34 protein-coding genes are annotated in these 24,903 nt (G+C 60.2%); 24 read left to right on the top strand and 10 right to left on the bottom strand.

From position 1 onward, the window contains the following. Position 1 precedes the first annotated feature (1 nt). Entirely contained in the window at positions 2–703 is a 702-nt protein-coding gene (locus SynMEDNS5_RS05825) for a triacylglycerol lipase (RefSeq protein WP_186585640.1), read from the bottom strand. Positions 704–756: 53 nt separating this feature from the next. On the opposite strand from SynMEDNS5_RS05825, the gene SynMEDNS5_RS05820 reads away from it, so the two are divergent. The 4 genes from SynMEDNS5_RS05820 to SynMEDNS5_RS05805 all read left to right on the top strand — a co-directional run bounded on the left by SynMEDNS5_RS05820 (position 757) and on the right by SynMEDNS5_RS05805 (position 2,615). Then, on the top strand, positions 757–1,227 hold the full coding sequence (locus SynMEDNS5_RS05820; RefSeq protein ID WP_186585639.1) for a DUF427 domain-containing protein: 471 nt from the start codon (positions 757–759) through the stop codon (positions 1,225–1,227). A 4-nt stretch (positions 1,228–1,231) separates the two neighbouring features. Continuing rightward, the gene (locus SynMEDNS5_RS05815) at positions 1,232–1,762 is read left to right on the top strand and encodes a PAP/fibrillin family protein (RefSeq protein WP_186585638.1); all 531 of its coding nucleotides are present in this window, start codon (positions 1,232–1,234) and stop codon (positions 1,760–1,762) included. Between the two features lie 168 nt (positions 1,763–1,930). Next, positions 1,931–2,179, top strand: a complete 249-nt coding sequence (locus tag SynMEDNS5_RS05810) for a hypothetical protein (protein ID WP_186585637.1) — start codon at positions 1,931–1,933, stop codon at positions 2,177–2,179. A 7-nt stretch (positions 2,180–2,186) separates the two neighbouring features. Beyond that, on the top strand, positions 2,187–2,615 hold the full coding sequence (locus SynMEDNS5_RS05805) for an NUDIX hydrolase (RefSeq protein ID WP_186585636.1): 429 nt from the start codon (positions 2,187–2,189) through the stop codon (positions 2,613–2,615). On the opposite strand, the gene SynMEDNS5_RS05800 is transcribed toward SynMEDNS5_RS05805, so the two are convergent. Further along, a complete protein-coding gene (locus SynMEDNS5_RS05800) occupies positions 2,603–2,818 on the bottom strand; it encodes a transcriptional regulator (protein ID WP_186585635.1) in 216 nt (71 codons plus the stop codon). The two genes, SynMEDNS5_RS05805 and SynMEDNS5_RS05800, sit on opposite strands and share 13 nt — an antisense overlap. Before the next feature lie 35 nt (positions 2,819–2,853). Between SynMEDNS5_RS05800 and SynMEDNS5_RS05795 the strand changes: the two genes are divergently transcribed. From SynMEDNS5_RS05795 to SynMEDNS5_RS05785, 3 genes are read left to right on the top strand one after another with little or no spacing between them, the layout of a single operon-like run. Continuing rightward, positions 2,854–3,663: an ABC transporter ATP-binding protein gene (locus tag SynMEDNS5_RS05795; RefSeq protein WP_186585634.1), complete on the top strand. Its 810-nt coding sequence runs from the start codon at positions 2,854–2,856 to the stop codon at positions 3,661–3,663. Further along, complete coding sequence (locus tag SynMEDNS5_RS05790; protein ID WP_255440343.1) at positions 3,660–5,126, top strand: iron uptake porin; 1,467 nt, start codon at positions 3,660–3,662, stop codon at positions 5,124–5,126. The genes SynMEDNS5_RS05795 and SynMEDNS5_RS05790 overlap by 4 nt, the downstream gene beginning before the upstream one ends. 48 nt (positions 5,127–5,174) lie before the next feature. Further along, entirely contained in the window at positions 5,175–5,372 is a 198-nt protein-coding gene (locus SynMEDNS5_RS05785; RefSeq protein ID WP_186585633.1) for a hypothetical protein, read from the top strand. Here SynMEDNS5_RS05785 and SynMEDNS5_RS05780 read toward each other — a convergent pair. Together SynMEDNS5_RS05780 and SynMEDNS5_RS05775 are read right to left on the bottom strand one after the other, a co-directional pair. Next, entirely contained in the window at positions 5,360–5,572 is a 213-nt protein-coding gene (locus tag SynMEDNS5_RS05780; RefSeq protein ID WP_186585632.1) for a DUF6737 family protein, read from the bottom strand. The two genes, SynMEDNS5_RS05785 and SynMEDNS5_RS05780, sit on opposite strands and share 13 nt — an antisense overlap. Then, complete coding sequence (locus SynMEDNS5_RS05775) at positions 5,569–6,168, bottom strand: PCC domain-containing protein (RefSeq protein ID WP_186585631.1); 600 nt, start codon at positions 6,166–6,168, stop codon at positions 5,569–5,571. Before SynMEDNS5_RS05775 ends, SynMEDNS5_RS05780 begins: the two co-directional genes overlap by 4 nt. 87 nt (positions 6,169–6,255) lie before the next feature. On the opposite strand from SynMEDNS5_RS05775, the gene SynMEDNS5_RS05770 reads away from it, so the two are divergent. Next, positions 6,256–6,492, top strand: a complete 237-nt coding sequence (locus SynMEDNS5_RS05770; RefSeq protein WP_186585628.1) for a CopG family transcriptional regulator — start codon at positions 6,256–6,258, stop codon at positions 6,490–6,492. A 23-nt stretch (positions 6,493–6,515) separates the two neighbouring features. On the opposite strand, the gene SynMEDNS5_RS05765 is transcribed toward SynMEDNS5_RS05770, so the two are convergent. Further along, positions 6,516–7,607, bottom strand: a complete 1,092-nt coding sequence (locus SynMEDNS5_RS05765; protein ID WP_255440342.1) for a transporter substrate-binding domain-containing protein — start codon at positions 7,605–7,607, stop codon at positions 6,516–6,518. 63 nt (positions 7,608–7,670) lie between these two features. After that, entirely contained in the window at positions 7,671–7,859 is a 189-nt protein-coding gene (locus SynMEDNS5_RS05760) for a hypothetical protein (RefSeq protein ID WP_186585626.1), read from the bottom strand. 45 nt (positions 7,860–7,904) lie between these two features. Between SynMEDNS5_RS05760 and pdeM the strand changes: the two genes are divergently transcribed. Together pdeM and SynMEDNS5_RS05750 are read left to right on the top strand one after the other, a co-directional pair. Next, positions 7,905–8,627, top strand: a complete 723-nt coding sequence (gene pdeM / locus SynMEDNS5_RS05755) for a ligase-associated DNA damage response endonuclease PdeM (RefSeq protein WP_186585624.1) — start codon at positions 7,905–7,907, stop codon at positions 8,625–8,627. Beyond that, a complete protein-coding gene (locus tag SynMEDNS5_RS05750) occupies positions 8,549–10,042 on the top strand; it encodes a hypothetical protein (protein WP_255440341.1) in 1,494 nt (497 codons plus the stop codon). Before pdeM ends, SynMEDNS5_RS05750 begins: the two co-directional genes overlap by 79 nt. 2 nt (positions 10,043–10,044) lie before the next feature. Here the strand turns inward: SynMEDNS5_RS05750 and SynMEDNS5_RS05745 are convergent, their stop codons facing one another. Together SynMEDNS5_RS05745 and SynMEDNS5_RS05740 are read right to left on the bottom strand one after the other, a co-directional pair. Then, positions 10,045–10,326, bottom strand: coding sequence for a hypothetical protein (locus SynMEDNS5_RS05745; protein WP_186585622.1), 282 nt, complete (start codon positions 10,324–10,326; stop codon positions 10,045–10,047). A 17-nt stretch (positions 10,327–10,343) separates the two neighbouring features. Then, positions 10,344–10,817 carry a L,D-transpeptidase gene (locus tag SynMEDNS5_RS05740; protein WP_186585620.1) on the bottom strand — a complete coding sequence of 158 codons (474 nt, stop codon included), beginning with the start codon at positions 10,815–10,817 and terminating at the stop codon, positions 10,344–10,346. Positions 10,818–10,893: 76 nt separating this feature from the next. Here SynMEDNS5_RS05740 and SynMEDNS5_RS05735 point away from each other — a divergent pair, with 76 nt between their 5' ends. Continuing rightward, positions 10,894–12,090, top strand: a complete 1,197-nt coding sequence (locus SynMEDNS5_RS05735) for a hypothetical protein (RefSeq protein ID WP_186585618.1) — start codon at positions 10,894–10,896, stop codon at positions 12,088–12,090. Here SynMEDNS5_RS05735 and SynMEDNS5_RS05730 read toward each other — a convergent pair. Beyond that, on the bottom strand, positions 12,087–12,557 hold the full coding sequence (locus SynMEDNS5_RS05730) for a CBS domain-containing protein (RefSeq protein ID WP_186585615.1): 471 nt from the start codon (positions 12,555–12,557) through the stop codon (positions 12,087–12,089). The genes SynMEDNS5_RS05735 and SynMEDNS5_RS05730 overlap by 4 nt on opposite strands. A gap of 31 nt (positions 12,558–12,588) precedes the next feature. Here SynMEDNS5_RS05730 and pgsA point away from each other — a divergent pair, with 31 nt between their 5' ends. Next, a complete protein-coding gene (pgsA, locus tag SynMEDNS5_RS05725; RefSeq protein ID WP_186585613.1) occupies positions 12,589–13,137 on the top strand; it encodes a CDP-diacylglycerol--glycerol-3-phosphate 3-phosphatidyltransferase in 549 nt (182 codons plus the stop codon). On the opposite strand, the gene SynMEDNS5_RS05720 is transcribed toward pgsA, so the two are convergent. Next, positions 13,103–14,026 (bottom strand): NAD-dependent epimerase/dehydratase family protein, encoded by a 924-nt coding sequence (locus SynMEDNS5_RS05720; protein WP_186585611.1) that lies wholly within the window; start codon positions 14,024–14,026, stop codon positions 13,103–13,105. The two genes, pgsA and SynMEDNS5_RS05720, sit on opposite strands and share 35 nt — an antisense overlap. Positions 14,027–14,105: 79 nt before the next feature. Between SynMEDNS5_RS05720 and hisA the strand changes: the two genes are divergently transcribed. From hisA to leuB, 12 genes are all read left to right on the top strand, one after another. Further along, the gene (hisA, locus tag SynMEDNS5_RS05715; RefSeq protein ID WP_186585865.1) at positions 14,106–14,876 is read left to right on the top strand and encodes a 1-(5-phosphoribosyl)-5-[(5-phosphoribosylamino)methylideneamino]imidazole-4-carboxamide isomerase; all 771 of its coding nucleotides are present in this window, start codon (positions 14,106–14,108) and stop codon (positions 14,874–14,876) included. A 143-nt stretch (positions 14,877–15,019) separates the two neighbouring features. Next, positions 15,020–15,397 (top strand): transcriptional repressor, encoded by a 378-nt coding sequence (locus SynMEDNS5_RS05710; RefSeq protein ID WP_255440340.1) that lies wholly within the window; start codon positions 15,020–15,022, stop codon positions 15,395–15,397. A gap of 45 nt (positions 15,398–15,442) precedes the next feature. After that, entirely contained in the window at positions 15,443–17,059 is a 1,617-nt protein-coding gene (locus tag SynMEDNS5_RS05705) for a DUF3685 domain-containing protein (RefSeq protein WP_186585606.1), read from the top strand. 59 nt (positions 17,060–17,118) lie between these two features. Further along, complete coding sequence (locus SynMEDNS5_RS05700; protein WP_186585604.1) at positions 17,119–17,655, top strand: thylakoid membrane photosystem I accumulation factor; 537 nt, start codon at positions 17,119–17,121, stop codon at positions 17,653–17,655. A 61-nt stretch (positions 17,656–17,716) separates the two neighbouring features. After that, the gene (locus SynMEDNS5_RS05695) at positions 17,717–18,883 is read left to right on the top strand and encodes a F420-0:Gamma-glutamyl ligase (protein ID WP_186585594.1); all 1,167 of its coding nucleotides are present in this window, start codon (positions 17,717–17,719) and stop codon (positions 18,881–18,883) included. Between the two features lie 51 nt (positions 18,884–18,934). Next, entirely contained in the window at positions 18,935–19,999 is a 1,065-nt protein-coding gene (locus tag SynMEDNS5_RS05690; protein ID WP_186585592.1) for a hypothetical protein, read from the top strand. A gap of 23 nt (positions 20,000–20,022) precedes the next feature. After that, positions 20,023–20,502, top strand: coding sequence for a Holliday junction resolvase RuvX (gene ruvX / locus SynMEDNS5_RS05685; protein WP_186585590.1), 480 nt, complete (start codon positions 20,023–20,025; stop codon positions 20,500–20,502). Continuing rightward, on the top strand, positions 20,499–21,041 hold the full coding sequence (locus tag SynMEDNS5_RS05680) for a DUF3727 domain-containing protein (protein WP_186585579.1): 543 nt from the start codon (positions 20,499–20,501) through the stop codon (positions 21,039–21,041). The genes ruvX and SynMEDNS5_RS05680 overlap by 4 nt, the downstream gene beginning before the upstream one ends. After that, on the top strand, positions 21,041–21,550 hold the full coding sequence (locus tag SynMEDNS5_RS05675; protein WP_186585577.1) for a YqeG family HAD IIIA-type phosphatase: 510 nt from the start codon (positions 21,041–21,043) through the stop codon (positions 21,548–21,550). Before SynMEDNS5_RS05680 ends, SynMEDNS5_RS05675 begins: the two co-directional genes overlap by 1 nt. Beyond that, positions 21,547–22,662 carry a glutamate 5-kinase gene (gene proB, locus SynMEDNS5_RS05670; RefSeq protein WP_186585574.1) on the top strand — a complete coding sequence of 372 codons (1,116 nt, stop codon included), beginning with the start codon at positions 21,547–21,549 and terminating at the stop codon, positions 22,660–22,662. The genes SynMEDNS5_RS05675 and proB overlap by 4 nt, the downstream gene beginning before the upstream one ends. A gap of 4 nt (positions 22,663–22,666) precedes the next feature. Next, a complete protein-coding gene (gene lpxD / locus SynMEDNS5_RS05665) occupies positions 22,667–23,743 on the top strand; it encodes a UDP-3-O-(3-hydroxymyristoyl)glucosamine N-acyltransferase (protein WP_186585572.1) in 1,077 nt (358 codons plus the stop codon). Positions 23,744–23,772: 29 nt separating this feature from the next. After that, positions 23,773–24,846 (top strand): 3-isopropylmalate dehydrogenase, encoded by a 1,074-nt coding sequence (gene leuB, locus SynMEDNS5_RS05660; RefSeq protein WP_186585563.1) that lies wholly within the window; start codon positions 23,773–23,775, stop codon positions 24,844–24,846. Positions 24,847–24,903 lie beyond the last annotated feature (57 nt).

The raw sequence follows: 24,903 nt of genomic DNA, 5'->3' as shown, positions 1-24,903 counted from the left end.
ATCAGCTTTGAACGAACTGCCACCAAGCGTGAACACGCTCAGGGCTTCCATACCAGAGCGAACCGAATAAACCGCCGTGGGCGGTGGCAGCGAGAACCTGATGACGGGCATCCTTTAAGAGGGCTGACGAAACGGGCACAAGACCATCCCCTGACACCGACGCGTCGCCCGTAATGCTCCTGTAGCTGCCAGCAGCGCTGCGCCGACTGAACGCGGATGCCATGGCAGCACTGAGATCAAGCTCGCCGGCAACAGCCACGTAATCCACTTCCGGATGATGGCAACCCGGGTAGCGGCGATCCACCATGGCGCGCAGGGGGGTCGCTCGGATGGCCTGATGGGGACTGCCGAGTGTGACCAGGCGGTTGCAGCGATCAGAGCCGCCGTACCGACGCCCCTGGAAATCCTCATCACTGAGATACAGGCGCAGCATCACCCCCCCGGAGCTGTGGCCGACCAAGGTGACCTGCCCGCTAGTTGACATGTTCTGCTGCTGCTCCACCGCTGCTGCCACGCGATCGAGCACGCGCCGCCAGCCGAATCCCCAGCTGGTGAGCAACCAGTCGAGGCGGCTGACCGGAACGACCAACACGTCCGCAGCACCGGATTTCCTGATGGCTTCGGCCATCGGCTGATACGCCTCCTCGGTAATCAGAAATCCACCAAGAATCACCACCGGCTGATGGGGGTCGACGGGTCGCATCACTCCAGTGCAGGGGAGACAGCGCCATCATCAGAGCAGACGATCATCACGCCATGGCATTGGAGAGGGTCGCCGACTACCCCAGGCCACCACGACTGGAGCCCAGCGAGGATCACGTTCTGATCAAAGTCGGCGGTGAAGTGCTCTTCGATGGCAAGGGCTGCCAACGCGTGCTCGAGACGTATCACCCTCCCACTTACTACTTGCCACCAACGGGGATGGCCACAGCCTTGCTCTCCCCCGCAGCAGGACGAAGTTTTTGCGAATGGAAAGGGGTAGCGGAGTACTTCGATGTGGTGACATCACAGGGCAGGATTCATCGAGCTGTGTGGCGTTATCCATCACCCACCCCATCGTTTCAAGCCATCACTGGGTGGTTTGCGCTGTATCCGGGTTTGATGCAGGGATGCTGGGTCAATGCTGAACCAGTGATCCCCCAGCCAGGAGGTTTCTACGGTGGATGGATCACATCAGCTGTTGAGGGGCCATTCAAAGGGGATCCAATGCATCCGGAGCTGATCTGAACCGATGGAGAAACTGATCCGCTTACTCAAAGACCATCCCAAAGACCCGGCGATCGCGGCGTTGATCAAGGACGCCGAAGCCGGGTCTGATGTGGACCTCAATCAGCAGAGCGAACAGCTCAGTGGGGTTTGGGAATTGCGCTGGAGCAGCGCCAGCCAACCCTGGCTGAAACAGGCGGCATGGTTGGACAATCTGCAGGTCTTGGACCCAGTTCACAGCCGAGGCATGAATGTGCTGAGGCTGAATGGTCCCCTTGGTGGGTTGGCGGCGATCACAGTTGAGGCAGAACTGTCGATCGCGAGTGCGACCCGGGTTTCAGTCTGCTTTCGCAAAGGAGGCTGGATCGGGCCTGGGTTGCCAGGAGGAGGCCGCTTGGCGTTGATGAAAACAGTGAATCAATCGTTCCCAGCCTGGCTTGAGATCACAGCGCTGGATGAAAAGCTGCGAATTTGCAAAGGGAATGCAGGAACAACCTTTGCCCTGTTGCGACGGAATGACCTCAACATTGAATCATTTTTTCAGTCGATTGAATAAACATCATCATCAAAAACTGAGACACCGAACCTGGGCTGATCGAACAAGCAAGCAAACATTGCCTACTCACTACGAAGAACATCAGACAACACGAGGCTTTTTGTGTGCCAGTGACAGACAAAACAGTTTTCTGTTAACTTCACCAGCACGTTCAAAGTTATCCCCTTCATGAAGCGCTTGATCTGGCTCGCAGCATTGGCCCCCTTCATGCTCACCCCTTCCGCCTTGGCTCAGAAGGAAATACCCAAGGCACCAGGTCATGACCAATGTCCGCTGGGTTATGTGAACACTCTGGGCAGTACCTGCGTGTCACCGGTGTACTACGAAGTGGCTCCCACCAACGGCAAAGCTTGCCGGTCGGGCTGGATGAACATTGGTGCTGGCTACTGCAAGAAGAAGACTCTCGGAATCTTCTGAGCTGTCCATGCCATTCGCTGTTGCCCTAGCCATGTTGCGGCAGCGTGATCGCTGGCTGCTGCAACTCCGCGATGACATCGATGGCATCGCCGCACCAGGGTGCTGGGGACTCTTCGGCGGCCATCTGGAACCAGGAGAATCCCCTGAAACGGCTCTGCGCCGGGAACTGGAGGAGGAGATCGGCTGGTGTCCCGTCAACCTCCAGCTGTGGATCAACCACAGCACCGCCATCCGCACAGCCCATGTGTTCGTTGGTGAGCTCCAGAAAGATCTGCACCGGCTTGAACTGAATGAAGGCCAAGACATGGTTCTGGCCACTGCAAAAGAACTGCGGTCTGGCCGAATTCTCAGCCCGAAGCTGAATCAAACCCGTCCGCTGGCGCCAACGCTGACACTCTTGACCGCCAAGCTCGACGCGATCGATCACAGCGACTGAATCAGGATCACCAGCAGGAATGCGATCACTGCGACGACCAACCAGAAGGCCAGTCCCTTCCTGCGTGTGGTCAACGCAGGTCTGCGAACCCCTCCTACCCGTTGATCGGCAGGAGTTCCGCAATGGGAGCAGACCAGACGACCACCAAGGGAGCGATCGGCACGGAAACTGGTGGATCCGCATCGGCTGCAGCGGCTGGTCATTGAGATCCCATCGGCTCAGCCGCCACAATCACCCTATGGCCCTTCACTACGCAAGCAGACGAGACGCACCTTGGCTGGAACTCCAAGCCATCGAAGCTTGGGCTGGTGGTCAACGCATTGTCGAAGGCTTGTCACTGCGGCTCTGGATTGGCGAATCCACAGCGATTCTCGGACCGAACGGTGCCGGCAAAAGCACCCTCGTCAAGCTCATCAGCCGCAGTCTTCATCCCGTGGTTCAACCGCAGTCCCACCTGCGGCTCTTCGGAGAGGAACGCATCAATCTTTGGTCCCTGCGTGAGCGTCTGGGAATGTTGGATACGGAACTGCAGCAGCGCATCCCCAAGGCAATGCCCTGCCGTGAGCTGATGCTCTCCGCCTTCTTCGGAGCCATCGGTCTAAGACGCGGACTTCATCCCACCCCTCAGCAGATTCAACAATCCGCTGAAGTGTTGGAGCAGTTCAACCTTTCAGATCTGGGTACCTGCCGATTCGGGAGCCTGTCCGATGGCCAGAAACGCAGAATGCTGATAGCAAGAGCGATGGTGCATCGGCCGCAGGTGTTGGTCCTCGACGAACCAACCAATGCCCTCGACCTGCGGGCTCGGCATGGATTGCTGGCACAGCTGAGACAGCTCTGCCGCATGGGAACCACAGTGATCGTGATCACCCACCAGATCGATTCGATCATCCCTGAGATCACCCGAGTGGTGGGAATGCGCAAGGGTGGCGTTGTCGTGGATGGTGCACCAGTCGAGGTGCTCAACGACCGCGTGCTGTCGGATCTGTTCCAGACGCCTTTGAAGGTTTTAGAAGCCGGTGGTTACCGTCAGGTGCTGCCGGCATGACCCTTGCAACAGAGAGCCAAGGGGTAATGAAACGCCTGTTGCCCTTAGCGCTTTATGGGCTCCTGAGTGTGTTGAACCCCAGCGCGGCACGCTCGAACACGACCGATGGACCCCTTGCTTGTGCACCTGTGGAACCCGCTCCAGAACGGGCACTGAATCGTCTCCAGGCGACCGCAGAGCTTGAGGACTGTCTGCAGCGTCATGGATCGGATCACGAAGCAATCCAAAGATTGATCAGCGAACTCAGAAATGAACTGATTCAGCTGAGCAACCATCGGGCGAATCACCTGGATGAAACCGTCAAGAGTCTTGAGGCCACAGCGTTCTCTCCGACAACGCGATTGAAGGGAGTCACCACGTTCATCATCGGAGGCAATGCCTTCGCAGGAACCTCCGACACGCTGCGCAACGACATTCGCAGCAGCTTCGGAGCTTCGATCGTTGGCTACGACGAGAAGCTGATCCTGCGCACGAGCTTCACGGGCAAGGATCTACTCAATCTCCGGCTGAGAGCTGGCAATCTCGATTCAGACCAAAACGCCTTCGGAGGAGGTGGCCCAAGCCAACTCTCGGAATTGGAGGTGGCTTTTCAGCAAGGACCTGTCTCCGACCGCCTCGGAGTCAATCGCGCCTGGTATCAGTTCCCAGTGGGTGAAGATTGGACGTTCACCGTCGGTAGCCGGGTGAACCAGAGCGTGATGCTGGCGATGTGGCCAAGCGTCTACCCCGACGACACGGTGCTGGATCTGTTCACCCAGGCAGGAGCTTCAGGGGCGTACAGCAGCAATCTCGGCGCCGGTGGTGGTGTGATGTGGGAACGAGGACCGCTGAGCTTCAGCCTCAACTACATCGCCGGCAACGGTGAGAACGGTGTTTCCGGATCGGGAATGTTCGGGGTGGACGCAGGCAGCAGCGCCACCGCACAGGTGGGCTGGGCCACGGACGCCTGGGGAATCGCCGCAGCGCTGGCGACCATCCAGAACGGTTTCAACATCATTGATTACGCCAGTCCTTTCACCCTGCGCAGCTTCAACCAACCCGGCATCACCACAGGCACGGCCTTGAGCGGGTACTGGCAACCCCCCGATGATGGATGGGTCCCATCAGTCAGCGCCGGGTGGGGGTGGAACAGCACGCGCTATCGCAAAACGGTGAAGAGCGATGGGCTGGTGTCGATCTCCCAGTCATGGACGGTGGCTTTGCAGTGGAGCGATTGGCTGTTTGAAGACACATCCATGGGGCTGGCCGTCGGCCAACCGATCTTTGCGACGGCTCTGAAGGGAGGGGCGACTCCCGACGACGCCGGTTTCGCCATGGAGGGCTGGATGATGGTTCAGGTTTCAGACGCGATCAGCGTCACGCCCGCGCTCTTCTATCTCAGCCGCCCCCTGGGAGCAGAGACGCCCCAAGGCACATCCCTGAGTCAGCTTGGCGCCTTGCTGAAAACAACCCTGAGATTCTGATCTGCGGCGGCCGGTGTCATAACCTCGCCTCGCGCGAGACGTGACGTTTTGAACAGCAACGCCAGAATCGATGCTCTTCAGCTGATGCTGACCGATCTGCGCACGCGCAATGAACCGATCCGGCATAAGGCCGCATTCCGAGGTTGCCAGCCTGAGTTCCAGGCGCTGGTCACGCAACTGATTGAACAATTGGAAGGGGAATTACTGGAGGAGAAGCATCGCTTTCGAGCTTCTCAGCGCGACTGATTGCGATAGGCGGTGGGTGCAATCACGAGGAAGAGAAACCACCAGCACCCCACAACCAAGGCCACAGAGCCTGTGACCCAGAGCCGGTGAAGCACCAACCAGCTGCCAACCACCACGAACAGGCCGGTGAGAAGGATCGTCCATGGCTGACACCACCATGGCTTGTGCGACCACAGATCGGTGTCAGTCGACTCAGTCATCGCAGCGAATCAATCTGGCCACTCTGATGCAGCTGATGGAGGGCGGTGTAGTCGCCGAAGTAGTCCCCATCAACAAAAATCTGGGGAAACACCTTCAGCCCACTGCGCTTCCGGCAGGCCTCAAATGTGCTGTCGGATTCGACGGGGATGAGGCGATGAGGAATCGCATGCCGTTCGAGAAGCTGGCGTGCGCGATGGCACCAGGGACATCCTTGGAGAACGGCCAGCTCAACCCGTCCGTTGCTGGTTGTTGGTGAGCTCTGGCCTGGCAATTCACTCAATCCGACCATCAACTGCACGCCCCTGTGCACGATGGTTCCAGGTTCGAGGTGTCCACCCCAAACCTGGCAAGCTCCGTCCGAGAGGCTGAGATGGAGGTGAACTCCCTGCGGAGAAACCGTGCCATTCAGTGTGATCACTTCCAGTATGCCTTGCATCCTGGTGGGATTGGGTTGACCCGGGCACTGAAAACAAGCCGCTGAAAGATCGCCAACAACTCCCAGAACGAAGCCGCTGAGCTGGTGATCGGATGCAAGTTGATGAAGGGACTGGTGAAGATCCTGACCGGGTTCCAGCTTGAGGGTCAGAGTCTCCATGCAATCCCTGAGAAGGCCGCAACAGAATAAAGCAAGCCAACTAAAGGGCATTACGGTACGATTACGTTGCGCAAACGAAACATTTACGTGTCATTCCTCCAGACATTGCTCCATGAGCTGCAGGAACAACTGCGCTCAGAGCATCCGGAGATCAGCGCCGGGCAGGTCGCTGAAGCCGCTGAATCGGAACGGGTGAATGTCACCCTTCCTGCCGGTGTGATGAATCGACTGAAGCAGCAGGCCCTGGCAGAAGGCAGAAGCTGCAGCAGCCTCGCCACTTTTCTGATTGAGGAAGGCCTGCGCAGGCATGGATCCCTGCAATAAAGGCGGCATCGGACCGGTCTCGGTCATTGCAACAGAGAGTCTGTGATCTTTTTCACCTCTCCCTTTCGTTGCATGTCGAGCAACACCACATCAATCGGAGTCCGCAAGGGACTGTCGATCGGCAGAACGAAACCGTAGGTCTGATTGGCCAGGCTGAATGGCGCAATCTTGTAGGGGGCCCCAGGATTTTGCTGAAGGTAAAAACGCAAGGGCGCACCATCGAAAAGCACCCCATCAACATTGCCCTTGCCGAGCAACGCAATGGCCTTGTTCAGTGTTGAGGCAGGCTTCGCCCGTGCGCCATAGATCTTCGCCCAGGTTTCGCTGGTCGTGCCATCCACAACGGCGACGGTCTTGCCCCGTAGATCTGCACTTTCGCGGATATCCGTGGGGTCAAGCCGAGAGAGCGAAACAGTGAAGGCTGAGGCCAGGCCAGCCGTGATGGACGAGAGCGCCAGAAGCGACATCACCATCCAAACGCCCGCAATGGTGCGACCGGTTTTGGAAAGCGGAGCCCGATCGCCATAGCCCACGGTTGTGAGCGTGACCAGGGCAAACCACATGCCATTGCCCACACCCTGAAGGTAATGACGGGGGAACTGAGCGGCATTCCGCCTGCGTTCCGCCAGCCAGATCAGATTTCCAACCAGAAACAACAGCAGCATCAACCCCCCGGCTGATGACAAGGCCGCCCAACCAAAAAAGGGACGAAGCCGAGCCAGAAGACTGGGTGCTCGCAGGGGCAGCAGCAGATCTTCTGTGCCGTTGAAATAAGGCTGGGTGAAGTCGATCTTGGGGTTGGCCAGACGACCTGGGGTGATGCTGATCGGCCCGATGGCCATATCCACCTTTCCATTCACCACGGCGTCCACATTCGCCTCCGTATTCGGAAACTGGATCAAGTCATAAGGGCGGTTGAGACGATCAGCCGCTTCATCCCAGATCTGGAGACTGATCCCGCGCAATGCGACGCCATCCTCGATCACGAAGGGAGGAGAACCGCTCACGCCCACCCGAAGCGTCTGGGCCAGAGCATCACCAGGCCAGGCAAGCACCGTTAGCCCTGCCAAAAGGAGTGCAGCCTTCACGTTCACCGCCTCAACCGTTGCGCTCAAGCCGTCTCACGATGAAGCCCATGGCAACCAGCGAACCGAGCAGAGCCAAGAGCAGGGCAAGTGTCATTGAGGCTCAGGAAACCGTGGAACCCTGAGGTTGCCATCTTCAGCTCCGAGAATCCACTCCGCAACCTCCATCCGCAGGGCATAGGCACATTCGAAACGCTCTTGCCGCTCGAGGGAAATCAACCGCCGCTGGAGCCAATACAGAGTTTCTCCCGCAGGAGCGAGGGGTTGGGAAGCACTCGCCATTCGACCGACCCACAATGCGTTGAGAATGGACGATCGGGAGAGTCATTGGCTGCCATCGACGCTACAGAAGCAGATTCAGCGATTCCAACGGGCGGCTGCATCTGGCGTTGGCGGGATGAGCAGCTGGTGCTTCTGCCGGATCGGGGGATCTGGAGAGAGGCGAGCCGAGACCTTCTGGTCGCCGATCTCCACCTTGGCAAGGCCGAAGTGTTTCAAGCCTTTGGGATTCCCGTGCCGAGTGATGAGGATCGCGGAACGCTGGGGCGTCTTCAGCGGATCTGCACCAGCTGCAGCCCCGAGAGGATCATCATCCTGGGTGATCTGATCCATGGTCGCCAGGGGCTCACCCCCCGGTTGATGCACGACCTGGCCACGTTGTCTGAACGGCTTGCAACCCAGATTCTCCTGGTTGGAGGCAATCACGACAGGGATCTTCGAATGCCAGTGCTTCCTCGAAAATCGTCCTTCCGTCTGGGCAGTCTCTGGCTGAGCCACGAACCAGAAAACGGCCCAGCTACGGCAGAACTGCTCAATATTTGCGGCCATATTCATCCAGCGGCAACCCTGCGCCAGGGTGCTGATCGCCTGCGACTTCCTTGTTTCGCCTACGACGAACTCGAGCAGCGAATGCTGATTCCTGCCTTCGGAGAGTTGACGGGAGGGCATGACTGCGGTCACCGTTACCGCAAATGGCTGGTGGCCGAGGGCGCCATCGTTCCTTGGCTTACTCCCGAACCCCAACCAGGAAAGCGACGGCAAGCCCGGTGAAACGGACCACTGCGCCCGCAACCGGCAAGGGACGTCGGAGACGTCAGCCACGACGGAAGCGGCTTGGCGGTCGCAAACGATGGCTGATTCTCGGATTTCCAGTCGCCGTCTTCGCAGGTTTGCTTGCGCTTGCACCGGGGACACCCGATCCAGGCCTCACACCACGCACGGACCAAGAGCTCGAAGGTGACGCGCTTGGCACCTTCAGGTACCAACCTGATGATGAGGTGTATGCCCTTGATTTCGACCCACGCAAAGTCAGACTTGGTCTGCTCGAGGGATGGGATCGCGAGCAGGATGCCTTTGAGGACTCGGCAGCACTGGCTTACGTGTCCGGGCCGATGTATGAGCGACACATCGACAGCGGTGGGCAGGAGATCACCGTTCCTTTGGGGGATCTGAAATTCGGTCAACGCATCTGGCGGGGACGCAACCGCACAGCGTCCCGACAGCGGGCCTTCGTTGGAATCCGTGACGACGGACGCGTGGACTTCGGCTACGGGGAACTCACCCCTGAACGTGAGCAGACCTACGACATGTTCATCGGTGGACTGCACAGCGTTTACAACGATCTTGAGCAGCCCCCTGACAGCTACAAAGGCGCTTACAGCATCAGCATGGGGCAGAGAATCCGCTACTACTTGCCTCGGATCAGGATGATCTTCGGCCTGCGCAGTGACGGGCGGCTGGAAATGCTGATGAGCAAGGACGGCCTCACATTGGAACAGACCAGAGAACTCGCACGGCGGCGAGGCTTGGTTGCGGCCTACATGCCCGACCATGCCTCCAAGAGTCGTCTGATCATTCCAGGCGTGAAGGGATTCACCGAGGAAGACGCCAATTGGATCAGCGGTGGGGCGACCAGTTTTGTGCATGTCCCGTACTTGCTACGGCTGAGTGAGCGACGCAATCAGCTTCAGGGAGGACTGGTCGCCAACCTCTCAGAGCGTCTGCAGACACAGGCGTCCTGCAACGGCCCAGCCGATTGTGTTCAGATGGCTGGATCGCGTCTGGCTGATCGAGCGCTGGCTGGTCTTAACCGCGTGATGGAACAGGGGGTTGAACCCATCGCCCGGATGATCTGGACGCCGAAACCGATGTCCCGCGAGTCCGATATGGCGCAACCGACGACGCCGGGGACCAGGAACCGTTCTCCTCTTCCGGAGCCGCCAATTACCGCTGATCCCTTGGTGCTGCTCGAACAGCCCCTTGGGGACGATTTGGCAGCACCGCTGGAGCCGACGCTTCCACCGATTGAGACCGATCTACCGCCAGACCTCCCCCCACCCGAAGTGATCGAGCCCCGATTGAGAGAAGAGTCTCCAGGCACGCCTGCCGAAAACAACGGCCAAGATCCTGCTGATGCAATGGTTGGAGCGCCACCGCCGCCGCTTCTTCCCCCTCCCCTGCCCTGAAATCAGCGGCGGAAGATGCCGTTGCAGTCCCCACTTGGCGGCTTGGAGAAACACACATTCTCTGGTGACCAGTAGCCGATCGCAGGGAAACTCAGACCCTGGCGACGCGCTTCCGCATTCACAGCCTCCACGCCTCGGGCAGTGATCAGAACATGACCGGGGCCCTCGACCTGATCGAGAAACTTCTGTTCCGGCATCTCCTTCATCGCAGAGGCCACAGTCGTCGATGCGGCCAAGGAGGCAAACCCTGTGATCAATAGGAAGGGAAACAAGCGCTTGAACATGGCTGAGTTGCTGAAGTTCAGTTGGTGGTTACAACCACAGGAGTGCCGACATCCACCTGCTTGAAGAGCGTGACGACGTCCTTATTAAGCATGCGGATGCATCCCAGACTGACGGCGGCCCGGAGCTTGACCCAGTTCGGCCAGGCTGTGCCGTGGATCGCGTACTCGCCGGAACCGATCTGAAAGTAAGCCATGTAGCGAACGCCAACTGGATTCTTCGGACCGGGTGCGATGACCTTGCCGCCCTTGTGATACACAGGAGCTTCCTCTTTGCGCGTGATCGCGTAACTGCCTGCGGGGGTCGGCGATTCCGGAGCTCCGATGGCGACAGGGAAGCGTTCCACAACCTTGCCGTTGTCAAACAGCGTGAGGTATCGCTGCTTGAGGCTGATCTCGATGGTTTTTTCAGCCCGAGCCTGCATCGGAACCAAGCTCACGCACAACAGAGCCAGACCCGCCGGCAGGGCGATGCGCCAGGAAGGGAAGGGCATGGCTGAAATCGCGTTTGCGCGGCCATTGTGACCTAGATCGGGTCGGGCTAGCGTCACTCCACTTTCAGACTCTCCCGTGTCCCCCACCTCCGCACTCCGATCCCTGCTCCGCTGCGGACCCTTGCGGGGTGTGATCGGTGCGGGCCTTGGACTCACTGCACTGCTCACTCCCGCCGCCTCCGCTGGGTTCTCACCCGAAGAGCTGGCTGCGTTTGAAGTCACCGAGATGCGAGCCACGGTGACCACCGCTCTGCCAGAAGAGAAAGTGATCGAGGTGATCGATCCCCACGGTCACAAAGAGATCCTGACGGTGGGCATCGATCTCACTCCCCTGGGCCTGAAAGCGGGGGACGAAGTGAGCCTCTCCATTCTTGACGGCCTGGTGGTGGAACTGGAACCAAGTTCCAGCACTGATTTGAGCTTCAACCGCGAAGACATCATCCTTCCCATGGACATGGGCAAGCTCAAGAAGGGCATGCGCGTGGCCCTGGCATCGGGGACCGGCCGGGTGATCCGCATCGATGCTGAGGACAACTCCATCGATCTGCTGGGTCCTCTCGGCGGAATCAACAACCTCGATGTGGTCCCCACACCCGGGGTAAATCCCTTTGACAGCCTCAAGGTCGGAGACACCGTTGACTTCCGGCTGATCCAGCCTCTTGCCATCGATGTGCGCAGGCTCCCTGCCTCAGAAGCGTCAAGGCAGAGCTACAGGGTCAACGGACAGGCGCCGATGGTCAGCACTGTGATCGATGACGGCGCGGCCATCAAGAGTGAACTGCTGGAAGCCTTTGAACTGGCTCAGCTGAAGGCCACGATTCAACGAATCATCCCCGGTCAGAAAGTGATCGAGGTGAAAGGCGCCCAAGGCCATACCAGCCTGCTGACCAGTGCGATCGATCCTGCAGCAACGGGCCTCAAACCAGGAGATCTTGTGTCCATCGAGCTTCTCCAGGGTCTGGTGGTGGATCTCAGGCCCTCGAGCCAGACCAAGCTCAGCTTCCAACGGGAAGATCGCCGACTCGGAGAGGATTTCGGTCCACTGCCATCGGGCACTCGGGTGGCCATGGCGACCGGAACCGCCGAAGTCGTCCGGCTGTCGCGCACCGATCACAAGCTCACCCTGCGCGGCCCCCTCGGAAAGATTCACAAATTGGACATCCGTCCTGAACTCGAAGATGAAGTGTTCGCTGATCTCAAGGTGGGCGACATGGTGGACTTCCGGCTGATCAAGCCGATTGCCATCCGCATCCAGCCCCTGGCCCAGCGCTAGGGCTGGGCGGACGCCAGGGCTCTCACCACATCACCCCGGGTGAGCATGCCAACAGGTCGGCGCTCTTCATCAACCACGATCAATCGCTGCGTCCCTTTTTCGTGGAGCATGGAGGCAGCCTTCGGCAGTGGCAGAGACTGGGCACAGGAATGGCTATCACGACTCATGAGATCGGCCACGGTATTGCCCAACACCTGATGAACCTGCTTGTCCCAATTGAGGGGGTTGCGCAGGTAAATCACGCTGTCGAGAAGCATCACGTAAGGCCCCGCATCGACCCCGCTCTCGCGCACCATCAGGTTCTGCTCGGTGAGTTCACCCACAAGCGTGCCGTCATCACCGACCACAGGCACTCCACTGATGTGGTGGTCGCTCAACAGAGTCACGGCATCCTTTAAGGGAGTGGCAGGCGTGACTGTCAGCACCGGAGCGGACATCACCTCCCCGACCGTCTGCTGGAGCACCATGGGACCTGATCAACTGCACGCATTCTGAGCCTTGGTCTCTCCCTGGCGATCCTGGGCGGATCGACTCACCCTGTTCCGTGCTGTTCTGGGCGCCCCCGTACTGCTGGCTCTTGCCGCTGATCAGCTCTCCACCGCTTGGTTGCTGCTGCTCTTGGGTGCCTTCAGTGACTGGGCTGATGGCTGGATGGCCCGCAAGGCCGATGGCGGCAGCAGCTGGGGGGCCAGGCTCGATCCCCTGGCAGACAAGCTTCTGATCAGCGCTCCATTGATCTGGTTGGCCAGCGAGCAGGTCCTCCCCCTCTGGTCGGTCTGGCTTCTGTTGGCCAGGGAACTATTGATTTCGGGTTGGCGATCAGCAAGTCAGAGCGGGGCTCCGGCCTCCTGGATTGGCAAAACAAAAACCACCCTGCAGTTCCTGAGCCTGTTTCTGCTGATCTGGCCTCCAAGCTGGGGGGCCGGTTCAGTCGTCCTTGGACTTCGTCAGCTGGGCTGGAGCCTGTATTGGCCAGCCCTGGGGCTGGCCCTCTGGTCTGGGCTGGCCTACATCACGCCGCTGACAGCAGGGCGTCGTCGCCGCTGAAATCCGGATTGGGCGTGGGGCTCAGCTGGTAATCCCGTTGAAAACTGTCAGCCATTGAGGTAGCGGCATCAAACCGGGGCATCCAGGCCAGTTCGCGCTCCACCCTTGAGACATCGGTCAGGAAGTGACTGAGCCGCAGGGGGAACGCTTTGCGGGCTTTCGGATCCAGGCCACTGGGGTCGAATGAACGCAGATCAAGATCCGCGCACTCGCGGCCACAGGCCTCGGCGGCGGCGGCAATCAACCCACGGAAGGTGATTCCGCGATGGGATGAGCAGTTGTAGATGCGGTTGCAGGCAGCATCCACTTCAAGGCTGCGGGCCATGGCCTCCGCAAGATCCTCCACATGGCCAACCTGGGTCACCGTGGTTCCGTCCCCCGGAAGCGGGATCGGGCGCCCATGCACGATGCGGTCGAAGAACCAGCGCTCTACCGGGTTGTAGTTGCCGGGGCCGACGATATAGGTGGGCCGGAAACTTGTGAACGGAATCCCCTCACGCATCAGCCAAGCTTCGGTTTCAGCCTTACCGGCATGGCGACTCTGAGGATCCAAGGGACTCTGCTCATCAAGAGGCCAGCTCTCACTAGCGGCGTAAACCCCAGCAGAGCTTACGTAGAGAAATCGGTGGGAGGGAGCTCCAGTCCGTTCAATTACCTTTTGGCTGTCAGCAAGAGTCCGTCCGGAGCTGTCGATCACCACCTCGAAGCGGCGGCCACGGAGCTGCTCCAGGGCGGTGTCGTCCTGGCGATCACCAACGCAGGACTCGACACCAGCGGGCAGGGGTTGCCGACCACGGGTGAACAAGGTGAGCTGATGACCCTGCTGCAGAAGGCGGCTCACGAGAGGTTTCCCAACAAAGCGGGTCCCACCCATCAACAGGATTTGCACAGTCAGTCCAGCGGATCGGCAGCCATTGAAGCGCGCTCAACCCAGCCATGCAGGATGGGGGTTGTTCCCTGAGCCGGCCATGCAGATCATTCCCGCCATCGATCTGCTGGGGGGCAGCTGCGTCCGTCTGCACCAAGGTGATTACGACAAAGTCACACGCTTCAATGACGACCCCGTGGCCCAGGCCATGCGCTGGCAGGAACAGGGCGCCGAACGACTGCACCTGGTGGATCTGGATGGAGCCCGCAGTGGGGAACCAGCCAATGACAGCGTCATCCGTGCGATCACTTCAGCACTCACGATCCCCGTGCAACTCGGTGGAGGTGTGCGAACTGCGGAGCGGGCAGAGACTTTGCTTGCTTGTGGTCTCGACAGGGTGATCCTCGGCACCGTGGCGCTGGAGCAGCCCCAGCTGGTGATCGATCTTGCCGAGCGCCATCCCGAGCGGGTCGTGGTGGGCATCGACGCTCGCCACGGGAAGGTGGCCACCAAGGGATGGCTGGAGGACAGCAACACCGAAGCCATCGCGCTGGCCGCCCGCTTCAGTACCTCCGCCATCGCAGCGATCATCAGTACTGACATCAGCACCGATGGCACCTTGGAGGGACCAAATCTTCAGGCCCTTCGGGAGATGGCTGAAGCCAGTTCCGTTCCAGTGATCGCCTCTGGAGGCGTGGGATGCATGGCCGATCTTCTGGCCTTGTTGACATTGGAACCGCTTGGAGTCGAAGCCGTCATCGTTGGTCGTGCGCTCTACGACGGACGGATTGATCTGGGCGAAGCGCTGAGAGCCCTGGCGAGTGGCCGGCTTCAGGACCCTCCATCGGACCTACTTCAGGATTTCGCCTGAGCCATGCACCCTCCCGAGGAGGGTTTTAAAGTGAAGTTATTCCGACTACCGCTGTGGAGTCTGCGCTCGTGTCACCCCTCATTCAGGATGGAGGCAGACACAGGAGCCTTCAGCAAGCATTCGAGCAGTGCCGAACACTCGGCATGCGCTTGATTCGGCAACGCAGGATGGTGCTGGATCTGCTCTGGAGCGAAGGAACCCATCTCAGTGCGAGAGACATTTTTGAAAAACTGAATCAGAGAGGCCGGAGCATTGGCCATACCTCGGTTTATCAGAATCTCGAAGCCCTGCAGAGCGCTGGTGTGATCGAGTGTCTCGATCGTGCCAGTGGTCGTCTCTACGGGTACCGCAACGACCCCCACAGTCACATCACCTGCATGGAAAGTGGTGTGATTGAAGATCTCGACGTTGAACTCCCCGCGGCCTTACTCCAGGACATTGAACAACGCACCGGCTACAGGATCGAGTCCTACACTCTTCAGCTCAGTGGTCGTCGTGCAGAGACCACTGGAGGATCCTGAAGAGGACCGTTACCTTGACGCCTGTAAGCAATAGAGCTGAGCACCGTGAACGTTCAGGCCAGGGAGATTCTCCTTTTCGCTCCCGACCTTCTCGGTGAAAGTCTCGCGGCTGAACTCTCCACCGCTGAGCATCCCCTCAGCATTCGACGCAGCAGTGAGGCGTTAGAGAGCCACCCCGACCTGGTGATCTGGGCGCTCCCGGGACGCAGCCAGTCACTCCTTCTCGACCGGGAGATTCTCCAGCTCCAGCAACGCTGGACTCCTTCGCCAATCCTGCTCGTTCTTCCCTCGGATTTCAGCCGTGATCCCAGGGAGCTTCTAGCTTTGAACTGTGAGGGGGTAGTTCAGGATCCTGATCTTGAGGGTCTGCGTTCCGCCATCCAGCGCCTCTTGCAGGGGGGACGGGTGCTCGCTATCGAATCCAGCGCATCGACGGCTGACCATCCAGTACAGCCTGTCGGCGCTGCCAGTTGGCTGCTATTGAGCGGTCTGCAGCAGATCAGTGCAGATCTGCAGGTCATCGAAGCGCTCTTGAATCCTCCACCCGAGCAATCGCTTCTGCGTTTGCTGCTGGAAGGACGCCGGCGGGAGCTGCTGAGTGCGCGCAATCTGCTGCTGTGGCTCTGGGGGCCTCTTCAGGTGGGTCTTGATCATGCCGTTGCCCTCTCGCAGCCGAAAGAAAGCATCAGTCTCAGCATCAGAGATCGCAACACGGAGGCGGTGTGGGAGGCCATCCAAGACCGACTTCAAACCGCCGTGAGCGGAGGTCTGGGTAATGGCACCGGCCAGTTGCTCGCCATCGAGGGACTGCATCCGGAGCGTCGCCGCGATCTGCTCCTGGCCCTTCTCCAACAACTGCACACCGTGCTGCAGCGCCTCCGGCAAGAAGCCCCCGCAGCCCCCTTGAGCCAGCAGGACCTGAGAAAGCGCTGGAACGCCCTGCAACCGGAAGTCCGTCAGCAAGCGCTACGCAGTGTGGCGGGCAGCTACGTGCGCTTGCCTCTCGGCGAAGCCATGCAGCCGGTTGCGGACGAGCTGCTGAAGCGGACCGATCTATTGCGAGGCGACGAGGAACTTCCAGACCCCATGACCATGCTTGCGGCGTTGGTGCAAGACCAACCCGTTCTTGTGGACGGACAGCTGCTTCCCTCCGATGATCCCAGAGCCTTGCTCCAGCTCGAGACGCTCATCAGTAACTGGCTGGTGCGCACAGCGGAGTTGATCGGGGGCGAGTTACTGGGCGTCTGCGGCGAGTGGCCTGAACTGCGTCGTTATCTGCTTGATCACGCCTTGATTTCCACCCGTGAACTGGAGCGGCTGCGCAACCAGCTCAACAGTCAGTCCCGTTGGCAGGAGTGGATTGAACGACCGATCCGCCTGTACGAAAGTCGCAGACTGCTGTACAGGCTGAAATCAGGCCAGATCGAGCCCCTGCTGCTGACGGAACCGAGGGATGAGGAACTGAAACAGCTGCAGTGGTGGCAACAGCAGGTCGCCCTTCTGGTCGAAGCCCGCGATGCCATCGCCCCCCAGGTGCAGAGTCTGGTGAAACGGTTCGGCGATCTGATGGTGGTGGTTCTCACCCAGGTTGTCGGTCGCGCGATCGGTCTCATTGGCCGGGGCATTGCCCAGGGAATGGGGCGCAGCTTCGGGCGAAGCTGAGCGTCGAGATGAGAGTGCGGCGAGAAGGGTTCAGAATGCGTTGTCTTTCCTGCTGAACCATGGCTGGGTTCCTGCTTCGCTCCCTTTCGATGGTTCTTGCTTTGGTTCTGATCGCACTCCCTGGACAAGCCGCCAGGGAGACCGACAGCTACGACGGAAACATTTTCGCTCTGTACGCAGGCAACGGATCTCTGGTTCCACCCGCCATAACCCTGGCCGAGTCGCAAGCCGCAGGCCGCACGAGCGTTTTGGTTTACTACCTCGACGACAGCAGCACCAGCAAGGTGTTCTCCTCATCCGTGTCGGAACTCCAGCGCGTCTGGGGCAACAGCGTTGACTTGCTTCCCCTCACCACCGATGCCCTGCAGAATCGCGGTGACCAGGGTCAGAACGACCCTGCCCACTACTGGAAAGGGGTTGTTCCTCAGGTGGTGGTGCTCGACGGCAGTGGTTCAGTGATTCTTGATGCAGAGGGACAGGTGCCCCTCGAAGAGATCAATGCGGCGATCAGTGCTGCGACCGGAATCCCCGCCCCCACAGGCGGAAGCACAAGTCTGAGTTTCAACGAGCTCAACACCGAGGTGATCTCCCGCTGAGCCCTCGGCTCGGACGCCTTACGCTGCGCGCCACTACTACCGGTCCAGGACCGGCGATTCCATGGCTTGTCTCCTGCTGATTCTCTTGCTGCTGGGGCTGGCAATCGCCTGGATCGAAGCGCGCCATCGACTCCGACCCGCTTCCCCCCTACTGCTGTGTCAAAGCGACTGGTCCGTCAACCAGAAGGGAGCATCTCTGGTCATGAATGGGTGGCTGGAGATCAGCAATCCCCACACGCGCATGGAGGTGATGGTTCCGGAACTTGAGGTCCACCCCACCCTGATCGGCAGTGCCGATCTGCGCGACATCGTTACATCCATCCAGATCACACCGCAGCACCCCGATGAGGACACACGGGCTGATGGCTACTGGCCCGCGTACATCGTGAAGGGTCAGAAAAGCACCAAGGTCCACGTGGAGATCACGCTGACGGGTGACGCATCCACACCTGTTGGCGAGAGGGTGGACACGGTCTGGGTGGACGTGCAGTGGGTGAACTACGGACCCTTCGGACGCTTGAGCCGTCGCCAGGGGGTGGTGGTGCCCCTGCGCCGACCGGCAGTGATGGCAGCCGGTCAGGCTGCATTCCGAACGGGCGAAGGATGCTCGGTGCTGCCGTTGAAGACCCACCTGCTCGGACCTCTTGATGACTGCATTGAGGTGTTGCGTCACTACGCCGGCGATCTGCTTCAGAAGGGCGACATCCTCACGATCGGTGAAACACCAGTGGCGGTGATCCAGGGGCGTTATGCCCATCCCTCCACGATCAGTCCGGGATGGCTGGCTCGACTGCTCTGTCGCGTGTTTCACCCCACCAGCAGCCTGGCCACAGCCTGCGGTCTGCAGACCCTGATCGACCAGGTGGGGCCTACCCGAGTGTTGCTGGCCTGGTTGGTCGGCTCCCTGCTCAAACCATTGGGACAGCGGGGCTGGTTCTATCGCCTGGCTGGAGAACAGGCCCGCCTGATTGACGACATCACCGGAACGACGCCTCCCTATGACCAAACGATCGTGCTGGGGCCCCAGCACCCTGAACGCCTGTGTGAGGAAGCAGCGGCAGCCCTTGGCGTTTCGGTCGCCATCGTGGATGTAAACGATCTCGGACGCGTCAAGGTGCTGGCCTCGAGCCGTGGATGTGATCAAGAACTGCTGCACCGCGCACTCAAACCGAATCCCGCCGGCAATGCCAACGAGCGCACGCCTCTGGTGTTGGTGCGCCCTGCATAAGCACGAAGTGAGAACGGCGGCGATACATTTGGAAGAGGCAGGAGGCCTGCGGTGGGACAGTCAGCGGGATTCCGGCTTCGGATCGAACCACTGAAGGCGGGTCACATCGCCAGCAATCCCTTCAACGGAGAGCGCAACGAAGGGCTGCCTGACACCACTCTCCAAACCCTGCTGGTGCAGAACTGGGTCAGCGGCTTGGGTGGTCTGATCCGCTCCGCGCTAACCACCCGTACCACCCGGGTGCTCTCTCTGCTTGAAACAGCCTCCACCCATCAGGACCGACTGCTGGCGCTGGCACTACTTCGCCCCGGCAACCGCCGTTCAACCTGTTGGCATTTGGATCTTCTGCAGTTCCAGAGCCCTGAGCGTTTCAGCCACGCGCAGGCATTGCGACTCCTCATTCAGGACTCCATGAAGGATCCAGTGGCTCAGTCGCCCAGCTGGCTGGTGCGATGTGACCCACTGGATCGCGTAACGCTGGATGTGTTGCGCGAATCTGGTTTTCAGCCACTGCTTCAACGCCGCATCTGGACGGCCCCGCAGAAACAACGATCGGCTCTAGAGGAACAGGCCCTGGGCTTACCCGACGATCTCCGGTGGAGTGCGGTCTCGCGGAGCAATGTGAAGCCGTTGTTGTCTCTTGAGCAGAGCAGCATTAGTCCCCAGCACCGTCAGATCATTGACAGGCACTGGATTGACTTGCTGGATCGCCGGCAAGGCTCGCTGGTGCTGATGGCGGGAGTTAACAAGGAACCGGTGGCCATCGCCGGACTCCTCAACCGACCTTGGGGGCTGGATGCGTCCCGTTGTGAATTCGTGCGTGGCCCCGCCTGGGATGCACGGATCAGCTCGGCTTTCAGTGACATCGTCCACCGGTGGGTGGTGCGAGGCCGAATCCCAGAGCTTCTCGTGAATGAAGACGATCACAGGATGCAGAACCAGCTGGAAAGCCTTGGCTGGACATCCGAAAAATCAGAGCTACTCCTGGGCCGGAGCCTCTGGAGACGGGTGAGTCAGAGGGAACCGGGAGGCCTCCGCTCTTTGGAAACCATGCTTGGCCATCTGCAGCCGCAGCATCCTCCGCTTCCCACCCCAACCCTGGCACCGAGGCGTTGAATCCCAGGCCTGCCCCCCGCTCAATGCTCAGTCTCGACGTCGGCCGGCGCCGCATCGGACTCGCCGGTTGCGATGGCCTGGGGCTGACGGTGTCACCCCTTCCGGCATTGCACCGTGGCGCCCATGCGCAGAATCTTCATTACTTGCAGACACTTTGCCATCAGCGCAACGTGCAAGGACTGGTGGTGGGCGTCCCCTTGGATGATCAGGGACAGCTCACAGACCAGGCGCACCACTGCCGTCGCTATGGACGAAGGATCGCCCGAGATCTTGGTCTTCCTCTCGCCTTTGTGAATGAACACAGCAGCAGCTGGGCTGCAGCTGATCGGCATGGACTGCAGGGAGATCGAAGCGGTCGACTCGACAGTGCCGCCGCCGCATTGCTTCTGGAACAGTGGTTAGCCGAGGGCCCGGATGTCGAACCGGTCAACGCGGCGCCCGATGAACGTGGCGGGAATGAGGCTAATGAAGGATCCTGTTCACATCCATCCACGACCCCATGAGTTCAAGCGGCCCGTCGTCCAGCGGTGAAGTCCCCACCGTCCTCGTCAAAGACAGCGAGGGACGCGACCTGCTCTGTTTCCTGGAGCAGCTCATCCCTCTGGATGGCCAGGACTTTGCCCTGCTCACTCCGGTGGACACGCCCGTGTGCCTGTTCAAGCTCCGCGATGGCGAGGATCCCCAGCTGATCGACAGCATTGCGAGCAGTGAGCCGATCCTCTCGGTTGCTGATGTGGTGCTGCAGGAACATGACCTCACCCTGGTGCGTTCGGCCGTCACCCTCACCGTGAACGGTGAACTGGATGAACCCGAACCGGAAGATGCTGACGACGAGGAGGGTGACGACGAGTCCGAGACCTATGAACTGCTGGTGAGTTTCCTCGTTGAGGACCAGGAATACGGGCTCTACATCCCCCTCGATCCCTTTTTCGTGGTGGCACGCATGGACGATGGCTGTGCCGTTCTCGTTGAAGGAGAGGACTTCGACAGGATCCAGCCCAGAATCGAGGCTGAACTCGACGAGCGCGATCTACCGGAGTGATGCAGCGACACTGGTTGCGGCCCGACTGGGACCCCGGTCTCACCCTGGCCCATCTGCCACTGGAACCATTCCTTGGGCGAGGAATCAAAGTGCTGCTCCTGGATGTGGATCGCACACTCCTGCCAGGCAAGGACGTGCTGCTGCCACCGGCCATGCGCCAGTGGCTGGATGAAGCCTCCCGACAACTGCATCTGCATCTGGTCAGCAACAACCCCTCCAGGCAACGGGTGAAGGCCGTTGCTGATCAGATCGGGGTCGACTTCACCTGCGCCGCATCCAAGCCCCGCAGACGGGCCATCAGCCGAATCATCGACCAATTGCCCACCCCGCCCACGCAGATCGCCATGGTTGGCGATCGGGTCTTCACCGACGTCCTGGCAGGAAATCGCCTGGGACTGTTCACGGTTCTGGTCAGGCCCCCGAATGCTGAAGGATTCCCCTGTCAGAACGATCGAGTTCAGCGTCTGGAACGCCGCCTGGCACTCCTTCTGGGGAGCTCCTTCCGATGAAGCTCAGAGTTGTGAAGGTCGGAACCAGCCTGCTCAGGGAGCGTCCGGGTGCCACGACTGCAGATGCAATTGAGCGTCTGGCCAGCAGCTTGGCGAAGAGCATTCATAACGGAGACAGAGTCGTTCTTGTGACCTCTGGAGCCGTCGGACTGGGGTGTCAACGCCTGGGGATGCCCCACCGACCCACAAGCGTCGCCGGCTTGCAAGCCGCAGCAGCCATCGGCCAGGGCCATCTGATGAGCTTGTACGAGAAAGCCCTGTCGCATCGCTCGATTCCTGTGGCACAAGTGCTCCTGACGCGCTCGGATCTGGCTGACCGCAGGAGTTACCACAACGCCTCGGCAACCCTGCACCAATTGCTGCAGTGGGGTGTGCTTCCGGTGGTGAATGAAAACGACACGGTGTCTTCAGCGGAACTGCGCTTCGGCGATAACGACACTTTGTCGGCGCTTGTGGCAGCGGCCGTAGGCGCCGACGAACTGATCCTGCTCACCGACGTGGACCGCCTCTACACAGCTGACCCCCGCAGTGACAGCGCAGCCACACCAATCACCGATGTGCTGCATCCTTCTGAAATCGCCGAACTGGAGGAGGGAGCCGGTGATGGCGGCCGCTGGGGGACCGGTGGAATGACCACCAAACTGGCCGCCGCACGCATCGCCACCGCCAGCGGTATCACCGTGCATCTTGGCGACGGACGCAACCCCGAGGGGCTGCGTCAGATCCTTCTGGGCGGGCGAGGTGGCACGGTCTTCCATCCCCACCCCGAACCGCTGGGCAACCGCAAAAGCTGGCTGGTTCACGCGCTCCAACCCACCGGAAGTCTGTCCATCGACAGCGGTGCCTGCAGGGCCGTGACGCAGCGTGGTGCATCCCTGCTTCTGGTGGGAATCACCGCTGTGGAGGGTCAGTTCAGCGTGAATCAGGCCGTGCGCGTTCTCGACCCCGATGGCCTGGAGATCGCCCGTGGGCTGACATCCATTGACAGTGAGCAGCTTGTGTTTCGTTTGAACCAAGCCTCCAAGCCCCGAACCATCGGAGGCTCCCCCGTTGTGATTCACCGTGACGCCATGGTGCTGATCACACCTACGATCCGCCAGCCAGCCTCCTGAACCCATGCGATTCAGCCAATTGATCGCCGTGCTCAAGAACGGCGATGCAGGCGTTCTCTCCCTTTCCGAAGGCCGGGACCCCGAACTGCGCGGTGCTGCCTCACTGGAATGTGCGACGGCGGATCAACTCAGTTTTCTAGAAAAAGGAAACGCGCTCGTTGGCAGTCTCGAAAGCAGCGACGCTGGCGCGGTGTTGATCCCCGATCAACAGGACCTGCGCGACCTTGCCGAGCAGCATCAGCTGGCCTGGGCCATCTGTCGTGATCCCCGGCTGGCTTTTGCCGAAGCCCTCGAACAACTTCACCCCAAGCCATCCCCCCAGGCAGGGATCCACGCCAGTGCTGTGATCGCCGATCGCGTGCAACTTGGTGCCGGTGTCAGCATCGGCCCCCAGGTGTGCATCGGCGATGACACCCGAATCGGTCCACGGACCGTGATTCATCCGGGTGTGGTGATCTACGGGGATGTGGACATCGGTGAGGGCTGCGAACTGCATGCCAACGCCGTTCTCCATCCCGGCAGCCGGATTGGTGATCACTGTGTGGTGCATTCCAATGCCGTTGTGGGATCCGAAGGCTTCGGCTTTGTGCCCACCGCCAAGGGGTGGCGCAAGATGCCGCAGACCGGCCTTGTCGTGCTCGAAGACGGCGTTGAAGTGGGGTGCGGCAGCACCATCGACCGTCCATCCGTCGGCGAAACCCGGATCGGCAGCGGCACAAAAATCGACAACCTGGTCCAGATCGGTCACGGCGTGGTGATGGGCCGCGGCTGTGCCCTTGCCTCTCAGGTGGGGATCGCCGGTGGTGCCCAACTGGGCAACGGGGTCATCCTTGCTGGCCAGGTGGGCGTGGCCAACAGAGCCGTGATTGGCGATCGAGCCATTGCAAGCTCCAAGAGCGGGATCCATGGGGAGGTGGCCGCAGGCGAGGTGGTAAGCGGTTATCCAGCCATTCCCAATCGGCTCTGGCTGCGCTGCTCGGCAGCCTTTGCCAAATTGCCCGAAATGGCGAAGCAGTTGCGAGAACTGAAGAAGCAACTCTCTTCAGAAGCCACCGGAGGATCGATCGAAGCCAATCAGTAATCTCAGCACCATCGTTGTCGGTCGTCTCCATGACTCAGCATCGCGTCGTCCTGCTTCCGGGAGATGGCATCGGCCCTGAAATCACAGCCGTAACGCGCCAGTTGCTCGACATGGTGGCCGATCGCCACGGCTTCCAGCTGGACTTTGATGAACAGTTAATCGGAGGGGCTGCGGTCGATGCCACCGGAGAGCCTCTCCCCGCCACAACCCTGGAGGCCTGCCGCTCAGCGGATGCGGTGCTGATGGCTGCGATCGGCAGTCCACGGTTTGACAGCCTTCCCCGGGAGAAACGACCGGAAAGCGGCCTACTGGCGTTGCGGTCGGGACTGAACCTGTTTGCCAATCTCCGCCCGGTGAAGATCGTGTCTGCACTGATCGAAGCCAGCAGCCTGAAGCCCGATGTGATTAACGGTGTGGATCTGATGGTGGTGCGGGAGCTCACCGGAGGCATCTACTTCGGCCAACCCAAGGGAAGGGTCGAAGCCGACGGTGAAGAACGCGGCTTTAACACCATGACCTATTCGGCCTCAGAGGTGGATCGCATTGCCAGGGTGGCCTTCGAACTCGCCAGGGAGCGAGAGGGGCGGCTCTGCTCCGTGGACAAGGCCAATGTGTTGGACGTGAGCCAGCTATGGCGCGATCGTGTGGACGCCATGGCCCCTTCCTACGCGGATGTGGAGGTGAGTCATCTGTATGTCGACAACGCAGCCATGCAACTGGTGCGCGCACCTCGACAGTTTGATGTGTTGCTCACCGGCAACCTGTTTGGCGACATCCTTAGTGATGAGGCCGCCATGCTCACCGGCTCCATCGGCATGCTTCCTTCCGCATCCCTGGGCAGCAGTGGCCCAGGATTGTTTGAACCAGTGCATGGATCTGCTCCGGATATCGCCGGAGAAGACAAGGCCAATCCAATGGCCATGGTGCTGTCTGCAGCCATGATGCTCCGGATCGGCCTCAAGCAGAAAGCCGCCGCTGACGACCTTGAACAGGCCGTCGACCGCGTCCTTGCCTCTGGTTTCCGCACCGGTGATCTGATGGCCGAAGGATGCACACCTCTGGGATGCCAGGCCATGGGTGAGGAGCTTCGCAAGGCGCTTTAAACAAGTCGCGCCAATGAAAATTCGGATTTGGCCCTTCGACCTGCCAAACTCGTCGGG

The sequence above is a fragment of the Synechococcus sp. MEDNS5 genome, assembly GCF_014279875.1.
Classification (GTDB): domain Bacteria; phylum Cyanobacteriota; class Cyanobacteriia; order PCC-6307; family Cyanobiaceae; genus Synechococcus_C.
This window is presented reverse-complemented; position numbering and strand designations above follow the sequence as displayed.